1 protein-coding gene and 1 pseudogene (1 of these 2 running past the window's edge) are annotated in these 24,060 nt (G+C 76.0%); both read right to left on the bottom strand.

Features of this window, described 5'->3' with window-relative positions; all coding sequences use genetic code 11:
* Positions 1-22,698 carry a type I polyketide synthase gene (locus tag Voc01_RS53860; protein ID WP_445009840.1) on the bottom strand — a complete coding sequence of 7,566 codons (22,698 nt, stop codon included), beginning with the start codon at positions 22,696-22,698 and terminating at the stop codon, positions 1-3.
* Positions 22,692-24,060 (bottom strand): annotated as a pseudogene (locus Voc01_RS55085) (type I polyketide synthase); its annotated part runs 5,909 nt beyond the window's last position; the annotation flags it as partial. The gene Voc01_RS53860 and the pseudogene Voc01_RS55085, both read right to left, overlap by 7 nt.

Genomic DNA, 24,060 nt, shown 5'->3' on the forward strand with positions numbered 1-24,060 from the left:
CTAGGACCTTCCAAACTCACGGTGGATGATGTCGAAGACCTCGTCGGCGGTGGCCGATTCCAGGGAGTCCTGCTCGTCGTCGTCGGTGCCGAGGAGCACCGGGCCGCCGCTGAAGCTCGCCAGGAGCGCCCGCAGCCGGTCGGTGATCCGGTCGCGTTCGTCGCCCTCGACCGTCAGCCCGGTGAGCCGGGCCTCGAGCCGGTCGACCTCGGCGAGCGCCGGTGCCACCCCGTCGGCGTCGGCCGGTGCCAGCACGGTGCGCAGCTGGCCGGCGAGCGCGTCGGGGGTCGGATAGTCGAAGATCAACGTGGTCGGCAGCCGGAGACCGGTCGCCGCGGTGAGCCGGTTGCGCAGCTCGACGGCCGTGAGCGAGTCGAAGCCGAGCGCGAGGAACCCGCGGCCGGGTTCGACGCCGGCCGGCCCGTCGTAGCCGAGCACGTCGGCGGCGGTCGTGCGCACCAGGTCGAGCACGGCCCGGTCGCGTTCGGCGGCGGTGAGCCCGCCGATCCGCTCCAGGAACGCCGGAACCTCGTCCGGCGACCCGGCGTCGACCGCGTCGGCCTCGGGGTGCAGCGCCCGCCGCACCTCCGGCAGGTCGCCGATGAACGGCCGGTGCCGGGCGGCGGTGAAGCTCGGCGCGAACCGCGACCAGTCCACGTCGGCCACCACCAGGCACGTCTCGTCGGCGCCGAGGGTGCGTTCCAGGGCGTCGATGGCCAGGGCCGGCGCCATCGCCGGCAGGCCGCGCCGCCGCAGGTGGTCACCGACGCCCTCGCCGGCGGCCATGCCGGCCTCGGCCCACGGGCCCCACGCGATCGCGGTCGCGACCCGGCCCTGCGACCGGCGGCGCTGCGCGAGCGCGTTGAGGTAGGCGTTGGCCGCCGCGTAGGCGCCTTCCCCGCCGCTGCCCCAGATCCCGGCGATCGAGGAGAAGAGCACGAACGCGTCCAGCGGCCGGTCGCCGAGCAGGTCGTCGAGGTGCGTCGCGCCGGCCGTCTTGGCTGCCAGCACGTCGGCGAGCCCGGCGAGCCCCGGCAGCTCCGACCCGGCCACGCCGGCGGTGTGCACGACGGCCCGGATCTGCTCGCCGTCCTCCTCGACCTGTTCGATCAGCCGGGCGAGCTGGGCGCGGTCGGCCACGTCGCAGGCCGCGAGGACGACCTTGGCGCCGAGGCCGGTCAGCTCGTCCTCCAGCTCGATCGCGCCCGGTGCGTAGGCACCGCGCCGGCTGGTCAGCACGACCTGGTCGGCGCCGTTGCGGGCCAGCCAGCGCGCGACCTCGGCGCCGAGGGCACCGGTGCCGCCGGTGACCAGCACCGTGCCGCGTGGCCGCCAGGCGGTGGCGTTGTCGTCGGCCGCCGCCCGCACCAGCCGCCGGCCGAGCACGCCCGAGGGCCGCAGCGCCGTCTGGTCCTCCGCGTCGGGGCTGGCGAGGATGCCGGCGAGCCGCGACTGGGCGAACTCGTCGAGCGTCGCCGGCAGGTCGACCAGGCCGCCCCAGCGGCGCGGCTGGTCGAGCCCGACGACCCGGCCGAGGCCCCAGACCATCGCCTGCTCCGGGAGCACGGTGCTGTCGTGGTGGGCGGTGCGCACCCCCTGGTGGGTGGTGAGCCACAGCGGCGCGTCCAGCTCGGCCGGCAGCGCGCGCTCCAGCAGGGCGGTCAGCGCCACCCCGACGGGCAGCCCGGCGTGCGCCGGGTGCGGGTCCATGTCCAGGGCCAGGAGGGAGAGCACGCCGGTCACGGTCCGCGCGTGGGTCACGGCCGTCCGCAGCGTCTCCGTGACCGCGGTGAGGTCGGTCGTCGCCGGGTCCAGCTCGACGGGGGACGCGGTGGCGCCGGCCCGCCGCAGCGCGCTGGTGACCGCCGTGACGGTCGGATGGTCGGCCTGCCCGGTGGGCAGCACGAGCAGCCACGTGCCGTCGAGCGTGGCGCCGGCCGGGATCGTGAGCGGCTTCCAGGTGACGCGGTAGCGCCACTGGTCGACCGTCGAGCGCCGGCGCCGGCCCTGCCGCCACGCGGAGAGCACCGGGAGCACCTCGCTGAACGGGGCGTCGCCGGGCACGTCCAGGGTGCCGGCGAGGGAGTCGAGGTCCTCGCGCTCCACGGCCTCCCAGAACCGGGCGTCGACCGGGTCGACCAGCACGGCGTCGGCGACCGGCGGCTGCGCGATCGGCCAGTACCGCTTGCGCTGGAAGGCGTAGGTGGGCAGGTCGACCCGGGTCGCGCCGGTGCCGGCGAAGAACGCGGCCCAGTTCACGGCGACCCCGCGCAGGTGCAGCGCGGCCATCGCGGTCACCGCCGTGGTCGGTTCGGGGCGGCCGGCCCGCAGCACCGGCAGGAACTCGCCCCGCTCGACGCACGCCTGGCCCATCGCCGACAGCACGCCGTCGGGGCCGAGCTCGACGAACGTCGTGACCCCGGCCGCTTCGAGCGCCCTCATGCCGTCGGAGAAGCGCACCGCGTCGCGGACGTGCCGCACCCAGTACCCCGGCGTGGTGAGGTCGCCGTCCGAGTTCGACATGATCGGGATGACCGGCGGGTGGAACGTCAGGTCCGCGGCGACCCGGTGGAACTCGTCGAGCATGCCGGCCATCGCCGGGGAGTGGAAGGCGTGGCTGACGTTGAGCCGCCGCGCCTTGAGCCCGGAGGTGACCGCCAGCACCGTGTCCTCCTCGCCGGAGACGACCACGGAGCGGGGACCGTTGACAGCGGCGATGCTGACCCGGTCCTCGACGCCGGCGAGCAGCGGCAGCACGTCCTCCTCGGAGGCCTGCACCGCGACCATCGCCCCGCCGGCGGGCAGCGCCTGCATCAGCCGGGACCGCGCGGAGACCAGCCGGGCCGCGTCCTCCAGCGAGAGGACCCCGGCCACGTGCGCGGCGGCGAGCTCGCCGATCGAGTGGCCGATCAGGTAGTCCGCGCGCACGCCCCACGACTCCATCAGCCGGAACAGCGCCACCTCCAGCGCGAACAGGCCCTGCTGCGTGTGGACCGTCTGCGCGAGGACATCCGCGTCCGCACCGAAGACGATCTCCTTGATCCCGGCGTCGAGGTGGGCGCAGACGGCGTCGAACGCGTCGGCGAACACCGGGTAGGCGTCGTACAGCTCGCGGCCCATGCCGGGACGCTGCGCGCCCTGTCCGGTGAACAGGAACGCCGTACGGCCCTCCTGCGGACCGCCGCGCACCACGCCCGGCGCGGCCTCGCCGCGGGCCAGCGCGGCCAGCCCGTGCAGCACCTCCTCCTGGCTATAGCCGACCACCGCGGCCCGGTGCTCCAGCGCCGCCCGGGTGGTGGCGAGGGAGAACGCGACGTCCCGCGAGGCCAGCGCCCCGCCCGAGGTCAGGTGCGCGCGCAGCCGCTCGGCCTGTGCCCGCAGCCCGTCCTCGCCGGTGCCCGACAGCACCCAGGGCAGGTCGGTGACCGGTTCGGCGACCCGCGTGGCCGCCGGTGCCGGCTCCTCCGGTGCCTGCTCGATGATCGCGTGGGCGTTGGTGCCGCTGATCCCGAACGCCGACACACCGGCCCGGCGCGGCCGTCCCGTCTCCGGCCAGTCGACGGCGTCGGCGAGCAGTTCGACCGCGCCGGCCGACCAGTCGACGTGCGGCGACGGCACCGCGGAGTGCAGCGTCCGCGGCAGCACGCCGTGGCGCATCGCCATGACCATCTTGATGATCCCGGCGACGCCGGCGGCGGCCTGCGTGTGCCCGATGTTCGACTTCAGCGAACCGAGCCACAGCGGCCGGTCGGCGGGCCGGTCCTGGCCGTACGTGGCGATGATCGCCTGCGCCTCGATCGGGTCGCCCAGCTTCGTGCCCGTGCCGTGCGCCTCCAGGGCGTCGACGTCCACAGTGGACAGACCGGCGGACGCGAGCGCCTGCCGGATGACCCGCTGCTGCGACGGCCCGTTCGGGGCGGTGAGCCCGTTGGACGCGCCGTCCTGGTTCACCGCCGTGCCGCGGACCACCGCGAGCACCGGGTGGCCGTTGCGCCGCGCGTCCGACAGCCGCTCGACGAGCAGCATGCCGGCGCCCTCGCCCCAGCCGGTGCCGTCGGCGGCGGCGCCGAAGGACTTGCACCGGCCGTTGGCCGACAGGCCGCCCTGCCGGGCGAACTCGGCGAAGCCGCCGGGCGTCGACAGCACGGTGACGCCGCCGGCCAGGGCCAGGTCGCACTCGCCCTGCCGCAGCGCCTGCGCCGCCAGGTGCAGTGCGACCAGCGACGACGAGCACGCGGTGTCGACGGTCACCGCCGGGCCCTCCAGCCCGAAGGTGTAGGCGATGCGGCCCGACACGACGGCCGCGGCGTTGCCGGTGCCGGCGTGCCCGCGCACGTCCTCGGTGGCGTGCTGCAGCAGGATCGCGTAGTCCTGGCCGCTGGTGCCGGCGAAGACGCCGGTGCGGCTGCCGCGCAGCGTCGCCGGGTCGAGGCCGGCCCGCTCGAACGCCTCCCAGCTGGTCTCCAGCAGCAGGCGCTGCTGCGGGTCCATCGCCAGGGCCTCGCGCGGGGAGATGCCGAAGAAGCCGGGGTCGAACAGCGCGGCGTCGTAGAGGAAGCCGCCCTGGCGGGCGTAGTTCTCCACGCCGTCGTCGATGACGTCCCAGCCGCGGTCGGTGGGGAATCCGCCGATCGCGTCGACGCCACCGGCGACCAGCTCCCACAGGTCCTCGGGGCCGCGGACGCCGCCGGGGTAGCGGCAGCTCATCGCGACGATCGCGATCGCGTCGTCATCGTCGGTGGCCGAGCCGGTGACGACCTGCGTGGCCGCCTCCCCGCCCAGCAGCTCGCCGCGCAGGTGGTCGGCCAGCACCTGGGCGTTCGGGTAGTCGAACACCAGGGTCGCCGGCAGGCTCAGCCCGGTGTCGGCGGCGAGCCGGTTGCGCAGCTCGACCGCGGTCAGCGAGTCGAACCCGAGGTCCTTGAACGCCCGACCGGGCTCGATCCGCCGGTCGGCGGAGTAGCCGAGCACGGCGGCCGCCGCGTCGGTCACGGTGCGCAGCAGCACCCGGGCGGCCTCGTCGGCCGGAAGCCCGGACAGCGCCTCGGCCAGCGCGTTCCCGGCCGGACCGGTCGCGCCCGCCGGCCCGGTCGCCAGCGCCGCCCGCACCTCCGGGAGGTCGCCGATCAGCGGGCGGGCCCGCTCCAGGCAGAACGACGGCGCGAAGCGGTCCCAGTCGACGTCGACGACGGTCACGGCGGTCTCGCCCCGGCCGACCGCCTGCCACAGCGCGGCGAGGGCCGGCCCGGGTGCCATCGGGTTCAGGCCGCGGCGCACCAGGTGCTCGCGGACGCCGTCGACCGCGGCCATGCCGCCGCCGTCCCACGGTCCCCAGGCCACCGCGGTCGCGGCGAGCCCGCGGGCGCGACGCCGTTCGGCGAGCGCGTCGAGGGCGGCGTTGGCGGCCGCGTACCCGGCCTGCCCGCCGCTGCCCCAGACCCCGGCGATCGAGGAGAAGAGCACGAACGCGTCGAGCGGGGTGTCGCCGAGGACCCGGTCGAGGGTCTCGGCGCCGTCGACCTTGGCGGCGGACACCGCGGCGAGGTGCTCGGCGGTGGTGCCGGCGACCGGCACGTTCACGTCGACGCCGGCGGCGTGCACGACCGCGGTGACGGTCTCGCCGGCCAGCAGGCCGGCGACGGCGTCGGGGTCGGCGACGTCGCATGCGACCACGCTCACGTCGACGCCGGTCGCGGTGAGCTCGGCGACGAGTTCGGCCGCGCCGGGTGCGTCGGGGCCACGCCGGCTGGTCAGCACCAGGCGGTCCACGCCGCCGCCGGCCAGCTTGCGGGCCACGTGCGCGCCGATGCCGCCCGTGCCGCCGGTCACCAGCACGGTTCCCCGTGGCAGCCAGGCGGTGGTGTCCGGCGCCGGCACCGCGCGCACCAGGCGGCGGACGAAGGCTCCGGTGGAGCGCAGCGCCACCTGGTCCTCGTCGCCTGAAACGCCGCCCGCCGCGCCGGCCAGGATCCCGGCGAGGCGGGTCGCGGCCCGCTCGTCGAAGGTGACGGGCAGGTCGACCAGGCCGCCCCAGCGGGCGGGGTGCTCCAGGCCGACGACGCGGCCCAGTCCCCACACCTGCGCCTGTGCCGGGTCGGCGGGCGCGTCGGCGGGTCCGGTCGACACGGCGCCGCGGGTCAGGCACCACAGGGGCGCGCCGACGCCGGCGTCACCGAGCGCCTGCACGAGGGCGAGCGTGCCGGCGAGGTCGAGCAGGGAAACGACCCCGTCGGCCGCCCGGCCACCCAGCCGCGTGGCGAGCGTGGCCCGGTCACCCGCGTCGAGCTGGTGAACCTCGGCGCCGTTCTCGGCCAGGCCGATCGCGACGTCGCCGCCGGCGCCGGCCGGTGCGACCAGCAGCCAGGTGCCGGTGAGGGTGGCGCCGGTCGGTACGGGCAGCGGCTTCCAGCTGATCCGGTACCGCCAGGAGTCCACGGTGGACTGTTCGCGGCGGCCGCGCCGCCAGCCGGCGAGGGCGGGCAGCAGCCCGCCGACGGCGTCCGCGTCGGCGTCCAGCGTGCCGGCGAGCGAGGCGACGTCGCCGCTCTCGACGGCCGCCCAGAACCGGGCGTCGGCCGGGTCCGCGGCGGTGTCGACGGTGACGGCCGGCTCGGGCCAGTAACGGCGGCCCTGGAACGCGTAGGTGGGCAGGTCGACGCGGGTCGCGCCGGAGCCGGCGAAGAACGCCGCCCAGTCGACGGTGACGCCGCGCACGTGCAGCCCGGCGAGCGCGGTCACCGCGGTCAGCGGCTCCGCGCGCCCGCGGCGCAGCACCGGCAGGAACTCGCCGTCGCGCACGCACGCCGGTCCCATCGCCGAGAGCACACCGTCGGGCCCGACCTCGACGAACGTGCGGACGCCGGCGGCTTCGAGGGCCTTCATGCCGTCGTGGAAGCGCACGGCCTCGCGGACGTGCCGCACCCAGTACTCCGGGGTGCAGAGGTCGCCCTCGAGGTTCGCCATCACGGGGATCTCCCGCGGGTGGAAGGTCAGCCCGGAGGCGATCTCGAAGAACTCGTCGAGCATGTCGGCCATCAGCGGCGAGTGGAACGCGTGGCTCACGGTGAGCCGCTTCGCCTTGAATCCGGCGGTCACGGCGAGAACCTCGTCCTCGTCGCCGGAGACGACCACCGACCGCGGCCCGTTGACGGCGGCGATGCTGACGCTCGCCTCCAGCCCGTCGAGCAGCGGCAGCACCTCCTCCTCGGAGGCCTGCACCGACACCATCGCCCCACCGGCCGGCAACGCCTGCATCAACCGGCCCCGCGCGGCGACCAGCGTCGCCGCGTCGGACAGCGACAGGACCCCGGCCACGTGCGCGGCGGCCAGCTCGCCGATCGAGTGGCCCACCAGGTAGTCCGGCCTGATGCCCCACGACTCCAGGAGCCGGAACAGCGCCACCTCGACCGCGAACAGCCCGGTCTGCGTGTACACGGTCCGCGCGAGAAGCTCGGGGTCGTCGCCGAAGACGACGTCGCGGATCGGCCGGTCGAGGTGCAGGTCCAGCTGCGCGCACACGGCGTCGAACGCCCCGGCGAACACCGGGTACGCGTCGTACAGCTCGCGGCCCATGCCGGGACGCTGCGAACCCTGGCCGGTGAACAGGAACGCCACCGGACCGGCCTCGCCGCTGCCACGCAGCGTCGCGCCGCCGACGACCGCGGCCCGGTGCTCCAGCACCGTGCGGCTCGTGGCGAGGGAGTACGTGACGTCGAGGTCGGTGAGGTCGATCCGGTCGACCCGGTGCCGGTCCAGCCGCGCCATCTGCGCCGTCAGCGCCACGTCGCCGCGTGCGGAGAACAGCCACGGCAGCACCGGCGGTTCGGTGCGGTCGGCCTCGACCGCCGGCGGGAGCGCCGGCGCCTGCTCGATGATGGTGTGGGCGTTGGTGCCGCTCATGCCGAACGCCGACACGCCGGCCCGGCGCGGGCGGCCGGTCTCCGGCCAGGGCCGCGCCTCGGTGAGCAGTTCGACCGCGCCGGCCGACCAGTCCACGTGCGGCGACGGCTCGTCGGCGTGCAGGGTCCGCGGCAGGGTGCCGTGCCGCACCGCGAGCACCATCTTGATGACCCCGGCGACGCCGGCGGCGGCCTGCGTGTGCCCGAGGTTGGACTTCACCGCGCCGAGCCACAGCGGCTCGTCCCGGTTCTGGCCGTAGGTGGCGAGCAGGGCCTGTGCCTCGATGGGGTCGCCGAGCCTCGTGCCGGTGCCGTGCGCCTCGACCGCGTCGATGTCCACTGTGGACAGCCCGGCGTTCGCCAGCGCCTGGCGGATGACCCGCTGCTGCGCGGGTCCGTTCGGAGCGGTCAGACCGTTGGACGCGCCGTCCTGGTTGACCGCGCTGCCGCGGACCACGGCGAGCACCGGGTGGCCGTTGCGCTGGGCGTCCGACAGCCGCTCGACGAGCAGCATGCCCACGCCCTCACCCCAGCTCGTGCCGTCGGCGCCCGCGCCGAACGCCTTGCAGCGCCCGTCGGCGGCCAGGCCGCCCTGCCGCGCGAACTCGGCGAACGTGCCGGGCGAGGACATCACGGTGACGCCGCCGGCCAGGGCCAGGTCGCACTCGCCCTGCCGCAGCGCCTGCACGGCGAGGTGCAGGGCCACCAGCGACGACGAGCACGCCGTGTCGACGGTGACCGCGGGACCCTCCAGGCCCAGCGTGTAGGCGAGACGTCCGGACACCACGGCGGCGGCGTTGCCGGTGCCGAGGTGGCCGCTGACGTCGTCGGCGGCGCGTTGCAGGAGCACCGGGTAGTCCTGGCCGTTGGTGCCGGCGAACACGCCGGTCCGGCTGCCGCGCAGGGCCGGCACCGGGATGCCGGCCCGTTCGACGGTCTCCCAGGTGGTCTCCAGCAGCAGCCGCTGCTGCGGGTCCATCGCGAGGGCCTCGCGCGGCGAGATGCCGAAGAAGTCGGCGTCGAACGTGCCCGCGTCGTAGACGAAGCCGCCCTGCCAGCCGGCGCCGGTCACCGCGTCGTCGAGGGCGTCCCAGCCGCGGTCGGTGGGGATCGCGTCGATGCCGTCGACGCCGTCGACCAGCAGCCGCCACAGGTCCTCCGGCGACCGGACACCGCCGGGGAACCGGCAGCCCATCGCGACGATCGCGATCGGCTCGTCGTCGTGTCGCGCGGCGACCGTGCCCTCGATGACGCGGGCCGGTCCGCCGACCTCCGCGCTGAGGTGCGCCGCCAGCGCCAGCGGGGTCGGGTGGTCGAACACGACGGTGGCGGCCAGCCGGAGACCGGTCAGCGCGCCGAGCCGGTTGCGCAGCTCGACCGACGTCAACGAGTCGAAGCCGAGGTCCTGGAACGGCCGGTCGGCGCCGATGTGCTCCGGGCCGGCGTACCCGAGAACGGTCGCCACCTGCGTGCGGACGAGGTCGAGCAGGGCGCGGTCGCGTTCGGCGCCGGTGAGCCCGTCGAGCCGCTGGCGCAGCGGGGTCTCCGGTTCCGCCTGCGTCGCCGCGGGCCCTGCGGCCGGTCGGGCCTCGGGCAGGTCGGCGAGGAGCCGGGTGGGCCTTGCCAGCGTGAGGTCGGCGACGAGCCGGTCCCACGCGATGTCGGCGATGGTGACGCACGCGTCGGCGGTGCCGGCCGCGCGCGCCATCGCGGTGACCGCCAGCACCGGGTCCATCGGCGGCAGCGCGCCGCGCCGGACCCGCTGCTCCACCGCGTCGCCGCTGGCCATCCCGCCGCCGCCCCACGTCCCCCAGGCGATCGAGGTGGCGACGAGGCCGGCGTGCCGGCGCTGCTGCGCCAGCGCGTCGAGGTAGGCGTTCGCGGCGGCGTAGTTGCCCTGTCCGGGGCTGCCGAACGTGCCGGAGACCGACGAGAACAGGACGAACGCGGTCAGGTCGCGGTCGAGGGTGAGCTCGTGCAGGTGACGGGCCGCGTCGGCCTTCGGCCGCAGCACCGCGTCGATCCGCTCGGGGGTGAGCCCGTCGAGCAGCCCGTCGTCGAGCACGCCGGCGGTGTGGACGACGGCGTCCGGCGGGTACCGGTCCAGCAGCGCGGCCACGGCGTCGCAGTCGCCGACGTCGCAGGCCTCGATGGTCACCCGGTCGCCGAGCTCGGCGAGCAGGTCGCCGGCGCCGGGCGCGGCCGCGCCGCGCCGGCTGGTGAGCACGACCCGGTCGGCGCCCTCGCGGACCAGCCAGCGGGCCACTTCGGCGCCGAGGGCACCCGTGCCGCCGGTGACCAGCACCGTGCCGGCCGGCCGCCACGCGGTCGCCCCGGCCGCGAGGGGCGCCCGCACCAGGCGGCGGGCGAAGACGCCGGAGGGCCGGATCGCCAGCTCCGACTCGCCGTCGGTGCCGGTGAGGGCCGCGACGAGGCGTGCGGCGGCGCGCCGGTCGAGCACCGGCGGGAGGTCGACGAGGCCGCCCCAGCGGTGCGGCGTCTCCAGGGCGGCGACCCGTCCCAGACCCCAGACCATCGCCCGGATGGCGTCGGTGAGCGCGTCGGCCGGTCCGACCGAGACGCCGCCGCGGGTCAGCGACCACAGGGGCGCGTCCACGCCGGCGTCGCCGAGGGCCCGGTACAGGGCGACCGTTGCGGCGAGGTCCAGCAGCGAGACGACCCCGGCGACGTCGGTAGCGCGCAGTTCGCCGATGGTGCCGGCCTCCACCGGCACGACCCGGGCGCCGTGCGCCGACAGCGCGTCGGCGACCTCGGCCCCGTCGCCCGCGAGCAGCCAGGTGCCGCTGAGGGTCGCCGCGGCGACGTCGGTGAGCGGCGTCCACGTGACCCGGTACCGCCAGCTGTCCACAGTGGACTGCTGGCGCCGCCCGCGCCGCCACGACGACAGGGCGGGGAGCACGTCGGTCAGCGCCGTGCTGTCGAGGTCGAGCGTGTCGGCCAGGGAGTCCAGGTCGCCGTTCTCGACGGCCGACCAGAACCGCGTGTCGACCTCGTCGGCCGCGATCGTCTCCGCACCGTCGGCGGGCGTGGCCGCGACGGCGTCGGGCCAGAACCGCTGCCGCTGGAAGGCGTAGGTGGGCAGGTCGATCCGGCGCCCACCGGCGAGCACGGCCGCCCAGTCGACGGCGATCCCGCGCACGTGCAGCGCAGCCACGGCGCAGACACTTGTCGACGCGTCGTCGCGCTCACGCCGCAGCATCGGCAGGAACTCGCCGCCGTCGACGCAGTGCTGCCCCATCGCGGAGAGCACCCCATCGGGGCCGAGCTCCAGGTACGTGGTGACCCCGGCGGCTTCGAGGGTCGTCATGTTGTCGTGGAACCGCACCGCGTCGCGGACATGGCTCACCCAGTACTCCGGGTCCGTCACGTCACCGGAGGCCGCGATCGGAATGACCGGCGCCCGGAAGCCGAGCCTGTCGACGACGCGGCGGAACCCGTCGAGCATCGGCTCCATCAGAGGTGAGTGGAACGCGTGGCTCACCGTGAGCCGCCTGGCCTTGAACCCGGCGGTGACGGCCAGGACGGCCTCCTCCTCACCGGACACGACGACGGACCGGGGCCCGTTCACGGCCGCGATCCCGACGTTCCCGGCCAGCAGCGGCAGCACCTCTTCTTCCGAGGCCTGCACGGAGACCATCGCCCCACCGGAGGGGAGCGCCTGCATCAGCCGGCCACGGGCACTGACCAACGTCGCAGCGTCCTCCAGGGACAGGACCCCGGCCACATGCGCCGCCGCCACCTCGCCGATCGAGTGGCCGATCAGGTGGTTCGGCGTGACACCCCATGACTCCAGGAGGCGGAACAGGGCCACCTGCACCGCGAACAGGCCCATCTGCGTGTTCACCGTCTGGGCGAGAACGTCGGCGTCGGCGCCGAAGACGACCTCCCGCACCGGGCCGTCGAGGTGGGCGCAGGCGGCGTCGAACGCGTCGGCGAACACCGGGTACGCCTCGTAGAGGCCGCGGCCCATCCCGGGCCGCTGCGAGCCCTGGCCGGTGAACAGGAACGCCAGCCGGCCGCGGGTCGGCGCGCCGGTCAGCACGCCCGGCCCGGTGTCGCCGGCGGCGATCGCCGCGAGTCCGGCGAGCAGGTCCTCGGCGCCCGCGGCGACGACGGCGGCCCGCTCGGCGAGCGCGGCGCGGGTGGTGGCCAACGAGTACGCGACGTCCCACGGGTGCGGGGTCTCCCCCGCCGCCAGCCGGGCGTGCAGGCGGGCGGCCTGCTCGCGGACCGCCTCGACGGTCGACCCGGACAGCAGCCACGGAACCACCGCGGCCGGGTCCGCGGCCTGTGCCGGCGCCGGCTCCTCCGCCGGCGCCTCCTCGATGATGGTGTGCGCGTTGGTCCCGCTGATGCCGAACGCGGAGACGCCCGCGCGGCGCGGCCGGTCGGACCGCGGCCACTCCACCGCGTCGGTGAGCAGCTCGACGGCGCCGGCGGTCCAGTCGACGTGCGGGGACGGCTCGTCGACGTGCAGCGTCCGCGGCAGCAGGTCGTGGCGCAGCGCCAGCACCATCTTGATGACGCCGGCGACCCCGCCCGCGCCCTGGGTGTGACCGATGTTCGACTTGAGCGCGCCCAGCCGCACCGGCCGGTCGGCCGGCCGGTCCTGACCGTAGGTGGCGATGATCGCCTGCGCCTCGATCGGGTCGCCCAGCACCGTGCCGGTGCCGTGCGCCTCGACCGCGTCGACGTCCACAGTGGACAGACCCGCGCTGGCCAGCGCCTGGCGGATGACCCGCTGCTGCGCCGGTCCGTTCGGAGCCGTCAACCCGTTCGACGCACCGTCCTGGTTCACCGCGGAGCCACGCACGACCGCCAGCACCGGGTGGCCGTTGCGGCGCGCCTCGGACAGCCGCTCCAGGAGCAGCATGCCGACGCCCTCGCCCCAGCCCGTGCCGTCGGCGCCGGCCGCGAACGACTTGCAGCGGCCGTCGGAGGCGAGGCCGCGCTGGCGGCTGAACTCGACGAACCCGGCCGGCGTCGACAGCACCGTGACCCCGCCCGCGAGCGCCATCGTGCACTCACCCTGCCGCAGCGCCTGGACGGCGAGGTGCAGCGCCACCAGCGACGAGGAGCACGCGGTGTCGACGGTGACCGCCGGGCCCTCCAGCCCGAGCAGGTACGCGATGCGCCCGGACAGCGCGCTGGACGTGTTGCCGGTGAGGACGTACCCCTCGACCTCCTCGCCGACGCCGGCGAGCAGGCTCGTGTAGGCCTGTCCGGTGTTGCCGACGTAGACACCGGCCCGCTGGCCGCCCAGCGACGTGGGGTCGATCCCCGCGCGTTCGAACGCCTCCCACGCGGTCTCCAGCAGCAGCCGCTGCTGCGGGTCCATCGCGAGGGCCTCGCGCGGGCTGATCCGGAAGAAGCCCGGGTCGAACCGGCTGGCGTTGTAGAGGAACGCGCCCTCCTGCGAGGTGGTGGTGCCGGGGTGGTCCGGGTCGGGGTGGAACAGGCCGTCGAGGTCCCAGCCGCGGTCGGTCGGGAAGCCGCCGATGGCGTCGCGGCCCGCGGCGACCAGGTCCCACAGGTCCTCGGGGGTCTCGACGCCGCCGGGGAACCGGCACGCCATGCCCACGATGACGATCGGGTCGTCGGTCACCGCCGCGACCGGCACCGGCGCGCCCGCGTCGGTCGCGATCGTCGCGCCCGGCAGCTGGGAGAGCAGGAACCGGCTGAGCGCGGTCGGGGTCGGGTGGTCGAAGACGAGCGTGGCCGGCAGCCGCTGCCCGGTGACGGCGGCGAGCCGGTTGCGCAGCTCCACCGCGGTCAGCGAGTCGAAGCCCAGCTCCCGGAACGCCCGGCCGGGCTCGACGGCGTCGGACGAGGCGAAGCCGAGCACGGCGGCGGCCTCCGCGCGCACCAGGTCGAGCATCGCGGCGGCGCGCTCGGCCTCCGGCAGCCCGGCGATGCCCTGTGCCGGGGCGGCGGGCGCACCGGTGGTGGATGCGGTGACCGGTCCGGCGAGGATCCGCTGGACCTCGGGGATGTCGAGGATCAGCGGGCTCGGGCGGGCGGCGGTGATCCGCGGGTACGTCAGCTCCCAGTCGATGTCGGCGATCGCGATGTACGCGTCGTCGTGGTCCAGGGCCTGCTGCAGGCCGGAGATCGCGAGGTCCGGGTCCATGCCGGGCACGCCGCGGCGGCGCAGCCGGTCGCCGGTCTCGCCGTCGGCGCTGCCGCCGCCGGCCCACGCGCCCCACGCGACCGACGTGGCCGGCAGGCCGTCCTGCCGGCGCCGCAGCGCGAGCGCGTCGAGGTAGGCGTTGGCGGCCGCGTAGTTGGCCTGCCCGGGGTTGCCGAACATGCCCGACGCCGACGAGAACAGCACGAACGCCGACAGGTCGAGCCCGGCGGTGAGCTCGTGCAGGTGGTCCGCGGCGTCGGCCTTGGCCCGCAGCACCGGCGCGAACCGGTCGGGGGTCAACGCGTCGAGGATGCCGTCGTCGAGCACCACGGCGGCGTGCAGCACCGCGGTCGGCGGGTGCTGCGCGAGCAGCGCGGCGACGGCGTCGCGGTCGGCCATGTCGCAGGCGACCACCGACGCGCGGGCGCCGAGCGCCGCGAGGTCCGCGACGAGGTCGGCGGCGCCGGGCGCGGCCATGCCGCGGCGGCTGGTGAGCACGACGTGGTCGGCGCCGTTCGCGGCGAGCCAGCGGCCCAGCCGGGCGCCGATCGCGCCGGTTCCGCCGGTGACCAGCACCGTCCCCGACGGCCGCCACTGCCGTTGCGGCTCGCGTCCGTCGAGCGGGGCGCGCACGAACCGGCGGGCGAACACGCCGTTGGCGCGCAGCGCCACCTGGTCCTCGGTCCCGTTGAGAGCGGAGACGAGCCGCCGGCCGGCGCGCTCGTCGAGCACGTCCGGCAGGTCGAGCAGGCCGCCCCAGCGGTCGGGGTGCTCCAGGGCCGCGACCCGGCCGAGGCCCCACACCATCGCCTGGCGCAGCCCGGTCAGCGGGTCGAACCGGCCCACCGACACGGCGCCGCGGGTCAGGCACCACAGCGGCGCCTCGATACCGGCGTCGCCGAGGGCCTGCACGAGTGCCGTCGTCGCGGCGAGGCCGTCGGCACCGTCGAGGGACAGCAGCGACACCACGCCCGCCACGTCGGCGCAGTGCGCGGCCACCGCGGCGGCCAGGTCGCCGCGGTCGCGGGCCGCCGTGGTGACCGGGACGACGTCGGCGCCGTGGGCGGCGAGCACGTCGTGCACCTCCGAGGGTCCCGACGACACCACCAGCCACCGCCCGGACAGCCGGGCCGGCGCGAGGTCGGTGACCGGCTTCCACGACTCCCGGTACCGCCAACCGTCCAGTGTGGACTCCTGCCGGCGGCCGTGCCGCCACGAAGCCAGCGCCGGCAGCACGCCCTCCAGGGCCGCGCTCTCCACGCGCAGCGACTCGGCGAGCGAGCTGAGGTCGCCGTGCTCGACGGCCGCCCAGAACTCCGCGTCGACCGGGTCGGCGCCGGCTTGTCCGGTGCGGGCCGGTGCGGTGCGCGCCGGTGCCTCCAGCCAGTACCGGTCCCGCTGGAACGCGTAGGTCGGCAGGTCGACGCGGGACGCGCCGGCGAACAGCACCGGCCAGTCGACGGCCACGCCGCCGGTCCACGCCTGTGCCATCGAGGCGACGAACCGCTCCGGCCCGCCGTGCCCGCGGCGCAGCGTGCCGGTCGACAGGACATCGAGGTCCCGGTCCTCGGCGATCGCCTGCACCGCCGCGGTCAGCACCGGGTGCGCGCTGGTCTCCACGAACGCGTCGAACCCGTCGTCGAGCATGGCCCGCACGGCCCCGTCGAGCCGCACCGGCTCGCGCAGGTTGCGGTACCAGTAGCCGGCGTCGAGGCCGGCGGTGTCGAGCAGGCCGCCGGTGAGCGTCGAGTAGAACGGCACCGCGGCGGTGGTCGGTGCGAGCCCGGCCAGGTCCTCGATCAGCCGGTCGCGGACCGGCTCCACGAGCGGCGAGTGCGACGCGTAGTCCACCGCGATCCTCCGCGCGCGCACGTCCCGGCGCACGCACTCCTCCAGCAGCCCGGCGACGGCCTCCGCGTCGCCCGCGACGACGACCTGGGTCGGGCCGTTGACGGCGGCGATCGTCAGCCGACCGTCCCAGCCGCCGATCAGCTCGCCCGCCTCGCCGGCCGGCAGGGGCACCGACACCATGCCGCCGGTGCCGGCCAGCTCCTCGGCCAGCAGCCGCGAGCGCAGCGCGACCACGCGGGCGCCGTCCTCCAGCGACAGCCCACCCGCGACGACCGCGGCGGCGATCTCGCCCTGCGAGTGGCCCACGACGGCGCCGGGCTCCACGCCGGCCGCCCGCCACAACGCGGCCAGCGAGACCATCACCGCGAACAGCACCGGCTGCACGACGTCGACGCGCTCCAGCGCATCGGCGTCGGACAGCACCTCGTCGAGCGACCAGTCCACGTACGGGGCGAGCGCGTGCCCGCACGCCTCCAGCTCCCGCCGGAACACCGGCGACACCGCGGCCAGCTCGACCGCCATGCCGACCCACTGCGACCCCTGGCCGGGGAACACGAACGCCACGTCCCGGTCGGCGCCGGGCGCGGTGCCGCTGACGACGAACGACGACCGCTCGCCGGCGGCGAGCGCCGCGAGGCCGGACTCCTCCAGCACGACGGCCCGGCTCTCCAACGCCGCCCGCCCGGCCAGCGACAGCCCGAGGTCCGCCGCGTCGGCGTCCACAGTGGACAGGTTCGCGGCCTGGTCGCGCAGCGCGGCCTCGCCCCGGCCGGACAGCGGCCACGCCACCGGCGCCGCACCCTCGAACAGCGCGGGCGCAGCTTGGTCGACGGGGGCAGACTCCGGCGCCTCCTCCAGGATCAGGTGCGCGTTCGTGCCGCTGCCGCCGAACGAGGAGACCCCGGCCCGGCGCACCCGGCCGTTGCGCGGCCACGGCCGCGCCTCGGAGAGCAGCTCCACGGCGCCGGCGGTCCAGTCGATGTGCGGCGACGGCTCCTCGGCGTGCAGCGTGCGCGGCATGAGGTCGTTGCGCAGCGCCAGCACCATTTTTATGACGCCGGCGACGCCCGACGCGGCCTGCGCATGGCCGATGTTCGACTTGAGCGAGCCCAGCCGCACAGGTTCGGGCCGGTTCTGCCCGTAGGTGGCGAGCACCGCCTGCGCCTCGATCGGGTCGCCCAGCGTGGTGCCGGTGCCGTGCGCCTCGACCACGTCGACGTCGGCGGTGGACAGTCCGGCGTTGGCGAGCGCCGCGCGGATCACCCGCTGCTGCGCCGCGCCGTTGGGCGCGGTGAGCCCGTTGGACGCGCCGTCCTGGTTGATCGCGGTGCCCCGGATCACGGCCAGCACCGGGTGCCCGGCCGCGACCGCGTCCGACAGCCGCTCGATCAGCACCACGCCGACACCCTCGGCCCAGCCGGTGCCTTCGGCGCCGGCGCCGAAGGCGCGGCAGCGCCCGTCGGGCGACAGCGCCCGAAGCCGGCTGAACTCGATGAGCGCGCCGGGCGAGGACATGATGAGGGCGCCGCCGGCGAGGGCCGCGTCGCACTCGCCCTGCCGCAGCGCCTGCACGGCGAGGTGCAGCGCGACCAGCGACGAGGAGCAGGCCGTGTCGACCGACACCGCCGGACCCTCCAGGCCCATCGTGTAGGCGACCCGGCCGGACATGACGCTCGGCGAGTTGCCGGTGAACAGGTAGCCGTCGGCGCCTTCCGGCGCCTCGTCGAGGTCGCCGCCGTACGCGGAGTACGGCGCGCCGACGAACACGCCGGTGCGCGAGCCGCGCGCCGACCGCGGGTCGATGCCGGCCCGCTCGAACGCCTCCCAGCTCGACTCCAGTAGCAGCCGCTGCTGCGGGTCCATCGCCACGGCCTCGCGCGGGGAGATGCCGAAGAACGCCGGGTCGAACTCGCTGGCGTTGTAGACGAAGCCGCCCTCGCGCGAGTGGGTGGTGCCGGGGTTGTCGGGGTCCGGGTCGTAGAGGTTGGCGACGTCCCAGCCGCGGTCGGTGGGGAACTCGCCGATCGCGTCGACGCCGTCGCGCAGCACCCGCCACAGGTCGTCGGGCGTGTCGACGCCGCCGGGCAGCCGGCAGCTCATGCCGACGATCGCGATCGGCTCGTCGGCGTGGGCCGCCGTCGTCAACTCGGTGTCCGTCGTCAGGCTGTCGGTGGACCCGAACAGCTCGCCGCGGAGGTGACGCGCGAGCGCCGTCGGGGTGGGGTGGTCGAACACGATCGTGGCGGGCAGCCGCAGCCCGGTGGCGGCCACCAGCCGGTTGCGGAACTCCACGCCGGTCAGCGAGTCGAAGCCCAGCTCCCGGAACGCCTGCTGCGGCGCCACCGCGTCGGTGCCGGTGTGGCCGAGGACGGCCGCGGCGTGGGTCCGCACGAGGTCGAGCACGGCCCGGGTCTGCTCGGCCTCCGAGCGGCCGGCGAGGCGCTGCACCAGCGCCGAGTCACCGGAGTCCGGTCCGCTTTCCGCGGCGGCGTCGAGGATGCGCCGCACCTCGGGGATGTCCTCGATCAGCGGACGCGGGCGGGCCAGCGTGAACGTGGGGACGAACCGCTCCCAGTCCATGTCGGCGACGGCGAGGAACGTCTCGTCGGCGTCGAGGGCCTGCTGCAGCGCGGCGATCGCCAGCTCGGGCCGCATGGCACGCACGCCGCGGCGGCGCAGCTGGTCGGCCGAGTCGCCGACGGTCGCCATGCCGCCGCCGCCCCAGGCGCCCCACGCCACCGCGGTGGCGGCGAGGCCGCGGGCGCGCCGGCGCTCGGCGAGCCCGTCGAGGTAGGTGTTGGCGACCGCGTACGCGGACTGCCCGCCGCCGCCCCACACGCCGGCGTTGGAGGAGAACAGCACGAACGCGTCGAGGGCGCGGCCGCCGAGCAGCTCGTCGGTCAGCTCGTCGAGGTGCCGGGCGCCGGCCGCCTTGGCGGCGGCGAGCCGGGCGAACTCGGCGAGGTCGGTGTCGCCCAGCGGCGCCGAGCTCACCACGCCGGCGGTGTGCACCACGGTGCGCAGCGGGGTGTCGGCGTCGTCGATGCGGGCCAGCAGCGCGGTGACCGCGTCGCGGTCGGCCATGTCGCAGGCCTCGACGGAGACCCGGCGCGCGCCGAGGTCGGCCAGCTCGGCGACCAGGTCGGCGACGCCGGGTGCGTCGGACCCGCTGCGGCTGGTGAGCACGAGGTGTTCGGCACCCGCGCCGGCGAGCCAGCGGGCGACGTGCGCACCCAGTGCACCCGTGCCGCCGGTCACGAGGGCGGTGCCGCTGGTGCGCCAGGTCGGCCCCGACCGCAACGTCGCGCGGACCATGCGCCGGCCGAACGTCCCGGACGCGCGGATCGCGACCTGGTCCTCGGTGCCGCGCTCGGCGAGGAGGGTGAGCAGCCGACCCAGGGCCCGCTCGTCGATAACCGGCGGCAGGTCGACCAGGCCGCCCCAGCTGTCGGGACGCTCCAGCCCGACGACCCGGCCCAGCCCCCAGACCTGGCCCTGCTCCGGGCTGGTCAGCGGGTCGCCGGGGCCGGTGCCGACGGCACCGCGGGTGAGCAGCCACAGCGGCGCGTCCACGCCGGCGTCCTCGAGCGCCTGCGCGAGCACGACGGTCAGCGCGACCGCCGACGGCACGGACGGGTGCTCCGGGTACGGCCGCTCGTCGAACGCGAGCAGCGACAGCACACCCGCCACCGGCGGCATCCCGCGCAGCAGGTCGGCGAGGGCGGCCCGCCCGCCGGTCTCCGCGTCGACGTCGACGACGGTGACCTCCGCGCCGCCGGCGGACAGCGCCGCGGCGAGCGTGTCACCCTCGGCGAGGCCGGTCGGCCGCACCAGCAGCCAGGACCCGTCGGGGGTCGCGGCCGCGCCGGCACGCAGCGGGCGCCAGGTGATGCGGTACCGCCAGGTGTCGACGGCCGACCGGTCGCGCTGCTGGCGCCGCCACGACGCGAGCGCCGGGAGCACGCTCTCCAGCGCGGAGGCGTCGCTCAGGTCGAGGGTGCCGGCGAGCCCGGCGGCGTCGGCGCGCTCCACGGCGTCCCAGAACGGAGCGTCCACTGTGGAGGGTGCGGCGTCGGTCGCGGCCGGCGCCGCGGGCCAGTACAGGTCGCGCTGGAACGCGTAGGTGGGCAGGTCGGCGCGGCCGGTGCCGGTCGCGTGCGTCCAGTCGACCGGCACACCGTGCACGTGCGCCTCGGCGAGCGCGGTGAGGAAGCGGTCGCGGCCGCCCTCGGTGCGGCGAAGCGTCCCGACGGCGACCGCCGGGGCCTGCGTGTCGTCGATGCTCTCCTGCACGCTGACGGTGAGCACCGGGTGCGGGCTGGCCTCGACGAAGAAGCGGTGGCCGTGGGCGAGCAGCGCCCGCACGGCCGGCTCGAACAGCACGGTGCCGCGCAGGTTGCGGTACCAGTAGGCGCCGTCGAGCCGGGCGGTGTCGATCGGCTCGCCGGTGACCGTCGAGTAGAACGGCACGGTGCCGGTGCGCGGGGTCACCGGGGCGAGGAGGTCGCGCAGCCGGTCTTCGATCGCCTCGACGTGCGCGGAGTGCGACGCGTAGTCCACCGGGATGCGCCGGGCCCGGATGCCGTCGGCCTCGCAGCCGGCGAGCAGCTCGTCCAGCGCCCCTGGGTCGCCGGACACGACGATCGAGCGGGGACCGTTGAGCGCGGCGACGGACAGCCTCCCGTCGAGCCGCGGGGTCAGCTCCTCGACCGTCAGGGGCACCGACACCATGCCGCCCCGGCCGGCGATCGCCAGCAGCGCCCGGCTGCGCAGGGCGACCACGCGCGCACCGTCCTCGAGGGACAGTCCACCCGCGACGACGGCCGCGGCGATCTCGCCCTGCGAGTGCCCGACGACCGCCGTCGGCTCGACGCCGTGGGAACGCCACAGCGCGGCGAGCGAGACCATCACCGCCCACAGCGCGGGCTGCACGACGTCGACGCGCTCCAGCGGCTCCCCGCCGCGCAGCACCTCCACGAGCGACCAGTCCGTGAACGGCGCGAGCGCCCGCTCGCAGTCGGCCATGCTGGCGGCGAACTCCGGCGACGAGTCGAGCAGGTCCACGGCCATGCCGGCCCACTGCGAGCCCTGGCCCGGGAAGACGAACGCGACCCCGCCCTCGTCGGAGACGACCGACCCTTCGGTGACGGCCGCGCCGGGAACGCCGCCGGCGAGGTCGTCCAGGGCGGCGAGGAACCCGTCGCGGTCGCCGGCGCGCAGCACCGCGCGGTGGGCGAAGCGCGCCCGCCCGGCGGCGAGCGTGTGGCCGGTCGCGGCGAGGTCGACGTCGGTGCCGCGCACGTGCTCGGCCAGCTTCGCGGCCTGTGCCCTCAGTGCGGCACCGCTCTTCGCCGACAGTACCCACGGCAGCGGCCCGTCGACCGGCGACGGCGCAGGCCCCGCCGGAAGCGCCGGCGCCTGCTCGATGATCGCGTGCGCGTTGGTCCCGCTGACCCCGAACGACGAGACACCGGCGCGCCGCGGCCGGTCGTACTCCGGCCACTCGGCGGCCTCGGTCACCAGCGAGACCGCGCCGCCCGACCAGTCGACGTGCGACGACGGCTCGTCGACGTGCAGGGTGGCCGGGAACATGCCGTGCCGCATCGACAGGACCATCTTGATGACCCCGGCGACGCCGGCGGCGGCCTGGGTGTGGCCGATGTTCGACTTGATCGAGCCGAGCCGCAGCGGCCGGTCGGCGGGACGGTTGCGCCCGTACGCGGCGAGCAGCGCCTCGGCCTCGATCGGGTCGCCGAGCCGGGTCCCGGTGCCGTGCGCCTCGACCGCGTCGATGTCGGCGGGGGTGAGCTGCGCGTTGGCGAGCGCCTGCGCGATGACGCGGCGCTGCGACGGTCCGTTCGGGGCGGTGAGACCGTTGGACGCGCCGTCCTGGTTGATCGCGGTGCCGCGCACGACGGCGAGCACCGGGTGGCCGGCCGCGAGAGCGTCGGACAGGCGCTCCAGCAGCAGCACCCCGACGCCCTCGCCCCAGCCGGTGCCGTCGGCCGCCGACGCGAACGACTTGCACTTCCCGTCGGAGGCCAGCCCGCCCTGCCGGGTCATCTCGACGAACGTGGCGGGCGTGGCCATCACGGTCGTGCCGCTGGCGAGCGCGAGCGAGCACTCGCCCTGGCGCAGCGCCTGCACGGCCAGGTGCAGCGCGACCAGCGACGACGAGCACGCCGTGTCGACCGACACCGCGGGGCCCTCGAACCCGAACACGTACGACACCCGGCCGGACAGCACGCTCGTGGCGATGCCGGTCATGAAGTAGCCCTCGGAGCCCTCGGGCACGTCCTGGATCAGCGTGGCGTAGTCCTGGCCGTTGGTGCCGGCGAAGACGCCGGTGCGGCTGCCGCGCAGGGTCGCCGGGTCGATCCCGGCCCGCTCGAACGCCTCCCAGCTCGTCTCCAGCAGGAGCCGGTGCTGCGGGTCCATCGACAGGGCCTCGCGCGGGCTGATCCCGAAGAACGCGGGGTCGAAGTACCCGGCGTCGTAGAGGAACGCGCCGGCCGCGGTGGCGCTCTCGCCGTCGGCGAGATCCCAGCCGCGGTCGGCGGGGAAGCCGCCGACGGCGTCCTGTCCGCTGGCGAGCAGCCGCCACAGCTCCTCGGGGCTGCGGACGCCGCCGGGGAACCGGCAGCTCATCGACACGATGGCGATCGGCTCGTGTGCCGCCGAGGTGAGCTGCTGGTTGTGGCGCTTGAGGCGCTCGACCTCCTTGAGCGACGCCCGCAGGGCATCCACGACCTTCTTGTCTGGCGAGGCAGTCATCGTCGTCTTCTCCGCAGTCAGGATTCGTTGCCGTCGAGAGCCATCTGCACGAGGCTGTCGAGGTCCATGTCGTCGATGGAGTCGTCGATGGAGTCGGCCGGGCCGGCCGGTTCCGGCTCGCCGCCGTCGGACCGGGCGAGCCGGACCAGGGTGTCGAGCAGGCCCTCCGCACGCAGGCGGGCCATCGGGATGGTGGCGATGGCACGGCGCAGCTCCGCGTCGTCCACCACCTGGTCGTCGGGTCCGCCATCGGTTGCGCCGTCGGGGAACAGCTCCTCGCCCAGGTGCGCGGCGAGCGCGGCCGGTGTCGGGTAGTCGAAGACGAGCACCGAGCGCAGCCGCAGCCCGGTGGCCGCGTTGAGCCGGTTGCGCAGCTCGACCGCGGTCAGCGAGTCGAACCCGAGGTCCTGGAAGGCCTTGCCCGACCCGATCGTCTCCGGTCCGGCGTGGCCGAGCACGGTCGCGGTGTGGGTGCGCACGAGGTCGAGCAGCGCGCGGTCGCGGTCGGCGGCCGGCATGCCGGCGAAGCGGTCGGCGAAGGTCTCCGTCGTCGCTTCGGCGCTCGCGCGGGTCGGGCGCACCGGCGTGCGGATCAGGGACCGCAGCAGGTGCGGCACCTCGCCCTGTGCCCGCAGCGCGCCGAGGTCCAGCCGTGCCGGTACGAGGAACGCCTCGGCGCGCGGCAGCGCGGCGTCGAGCAGCGCGCACGCCTCCGCCTCGGTCATCGCGACGATGCCGCCGCGGGAGGCCCGGCTGAGGCCGGTGCCACCGGCGCGGCCGGCCATGCCGCCCTCGGCGTCCCACAGGCCCCACGCCAGCGACGTGGCCGGGAGGCCGGCGGCGCGCCGGTGCTGTGCGAACGCGTCGAGGTAGACGTTGGTCGCGGTGTAGCTGCCCTGTCCGGGTCCGCCGAACACGCCGGCGACCGAGGAGAACAGCACGAACGCCGCCAGGTCGTGGTCGCGGGTCGCCTCGTGCAGCGCCACGACCGCGTCGATCTTCGGCCGGCCGGCGCGGTCGAGCTGGTCGGCCCGCATCGACTCGATGACGCCGTCGTCGAGCACGGCCGCGGTGTGCACGACCGCGGTCAGCGCGACCCCGTCGATCACCGCGGCGAGCGCGTCGCGGTCGGCCACGTCGCACGCGGCGACCGTCAGGTCGGTGCCGAGGGCGGCGAGGTCGGCGGCGAGTTCCGTGGCGCCGGTCGCGGCCGCGCCGCTGCGGCTCAGGAAGATCATCCTGGTGACCGCGTGAGCGCGGGCCAGGTGCCGCGCGACGATCCCGCCGAGCCCGGCCGCCGACCCGGTGATCAGTACGGTGCCGTCCGGGGCGAACACCGGCCCCTCGTCGGTGGCCGCGTTTCCGGCCCTGACCAGGCGGGGCGCG

Origin of the sequence: Virgisporangium ochraceum, from assembly GCF_016863655.1 — a bacterium.
GTDB classification, from domain to species: Bacteria; Actinomycetota; Actinomycetes; order Mycobacteriales; family Micromonosporaceae; genus Virgisporangium; species Virgisporangium ochraceum.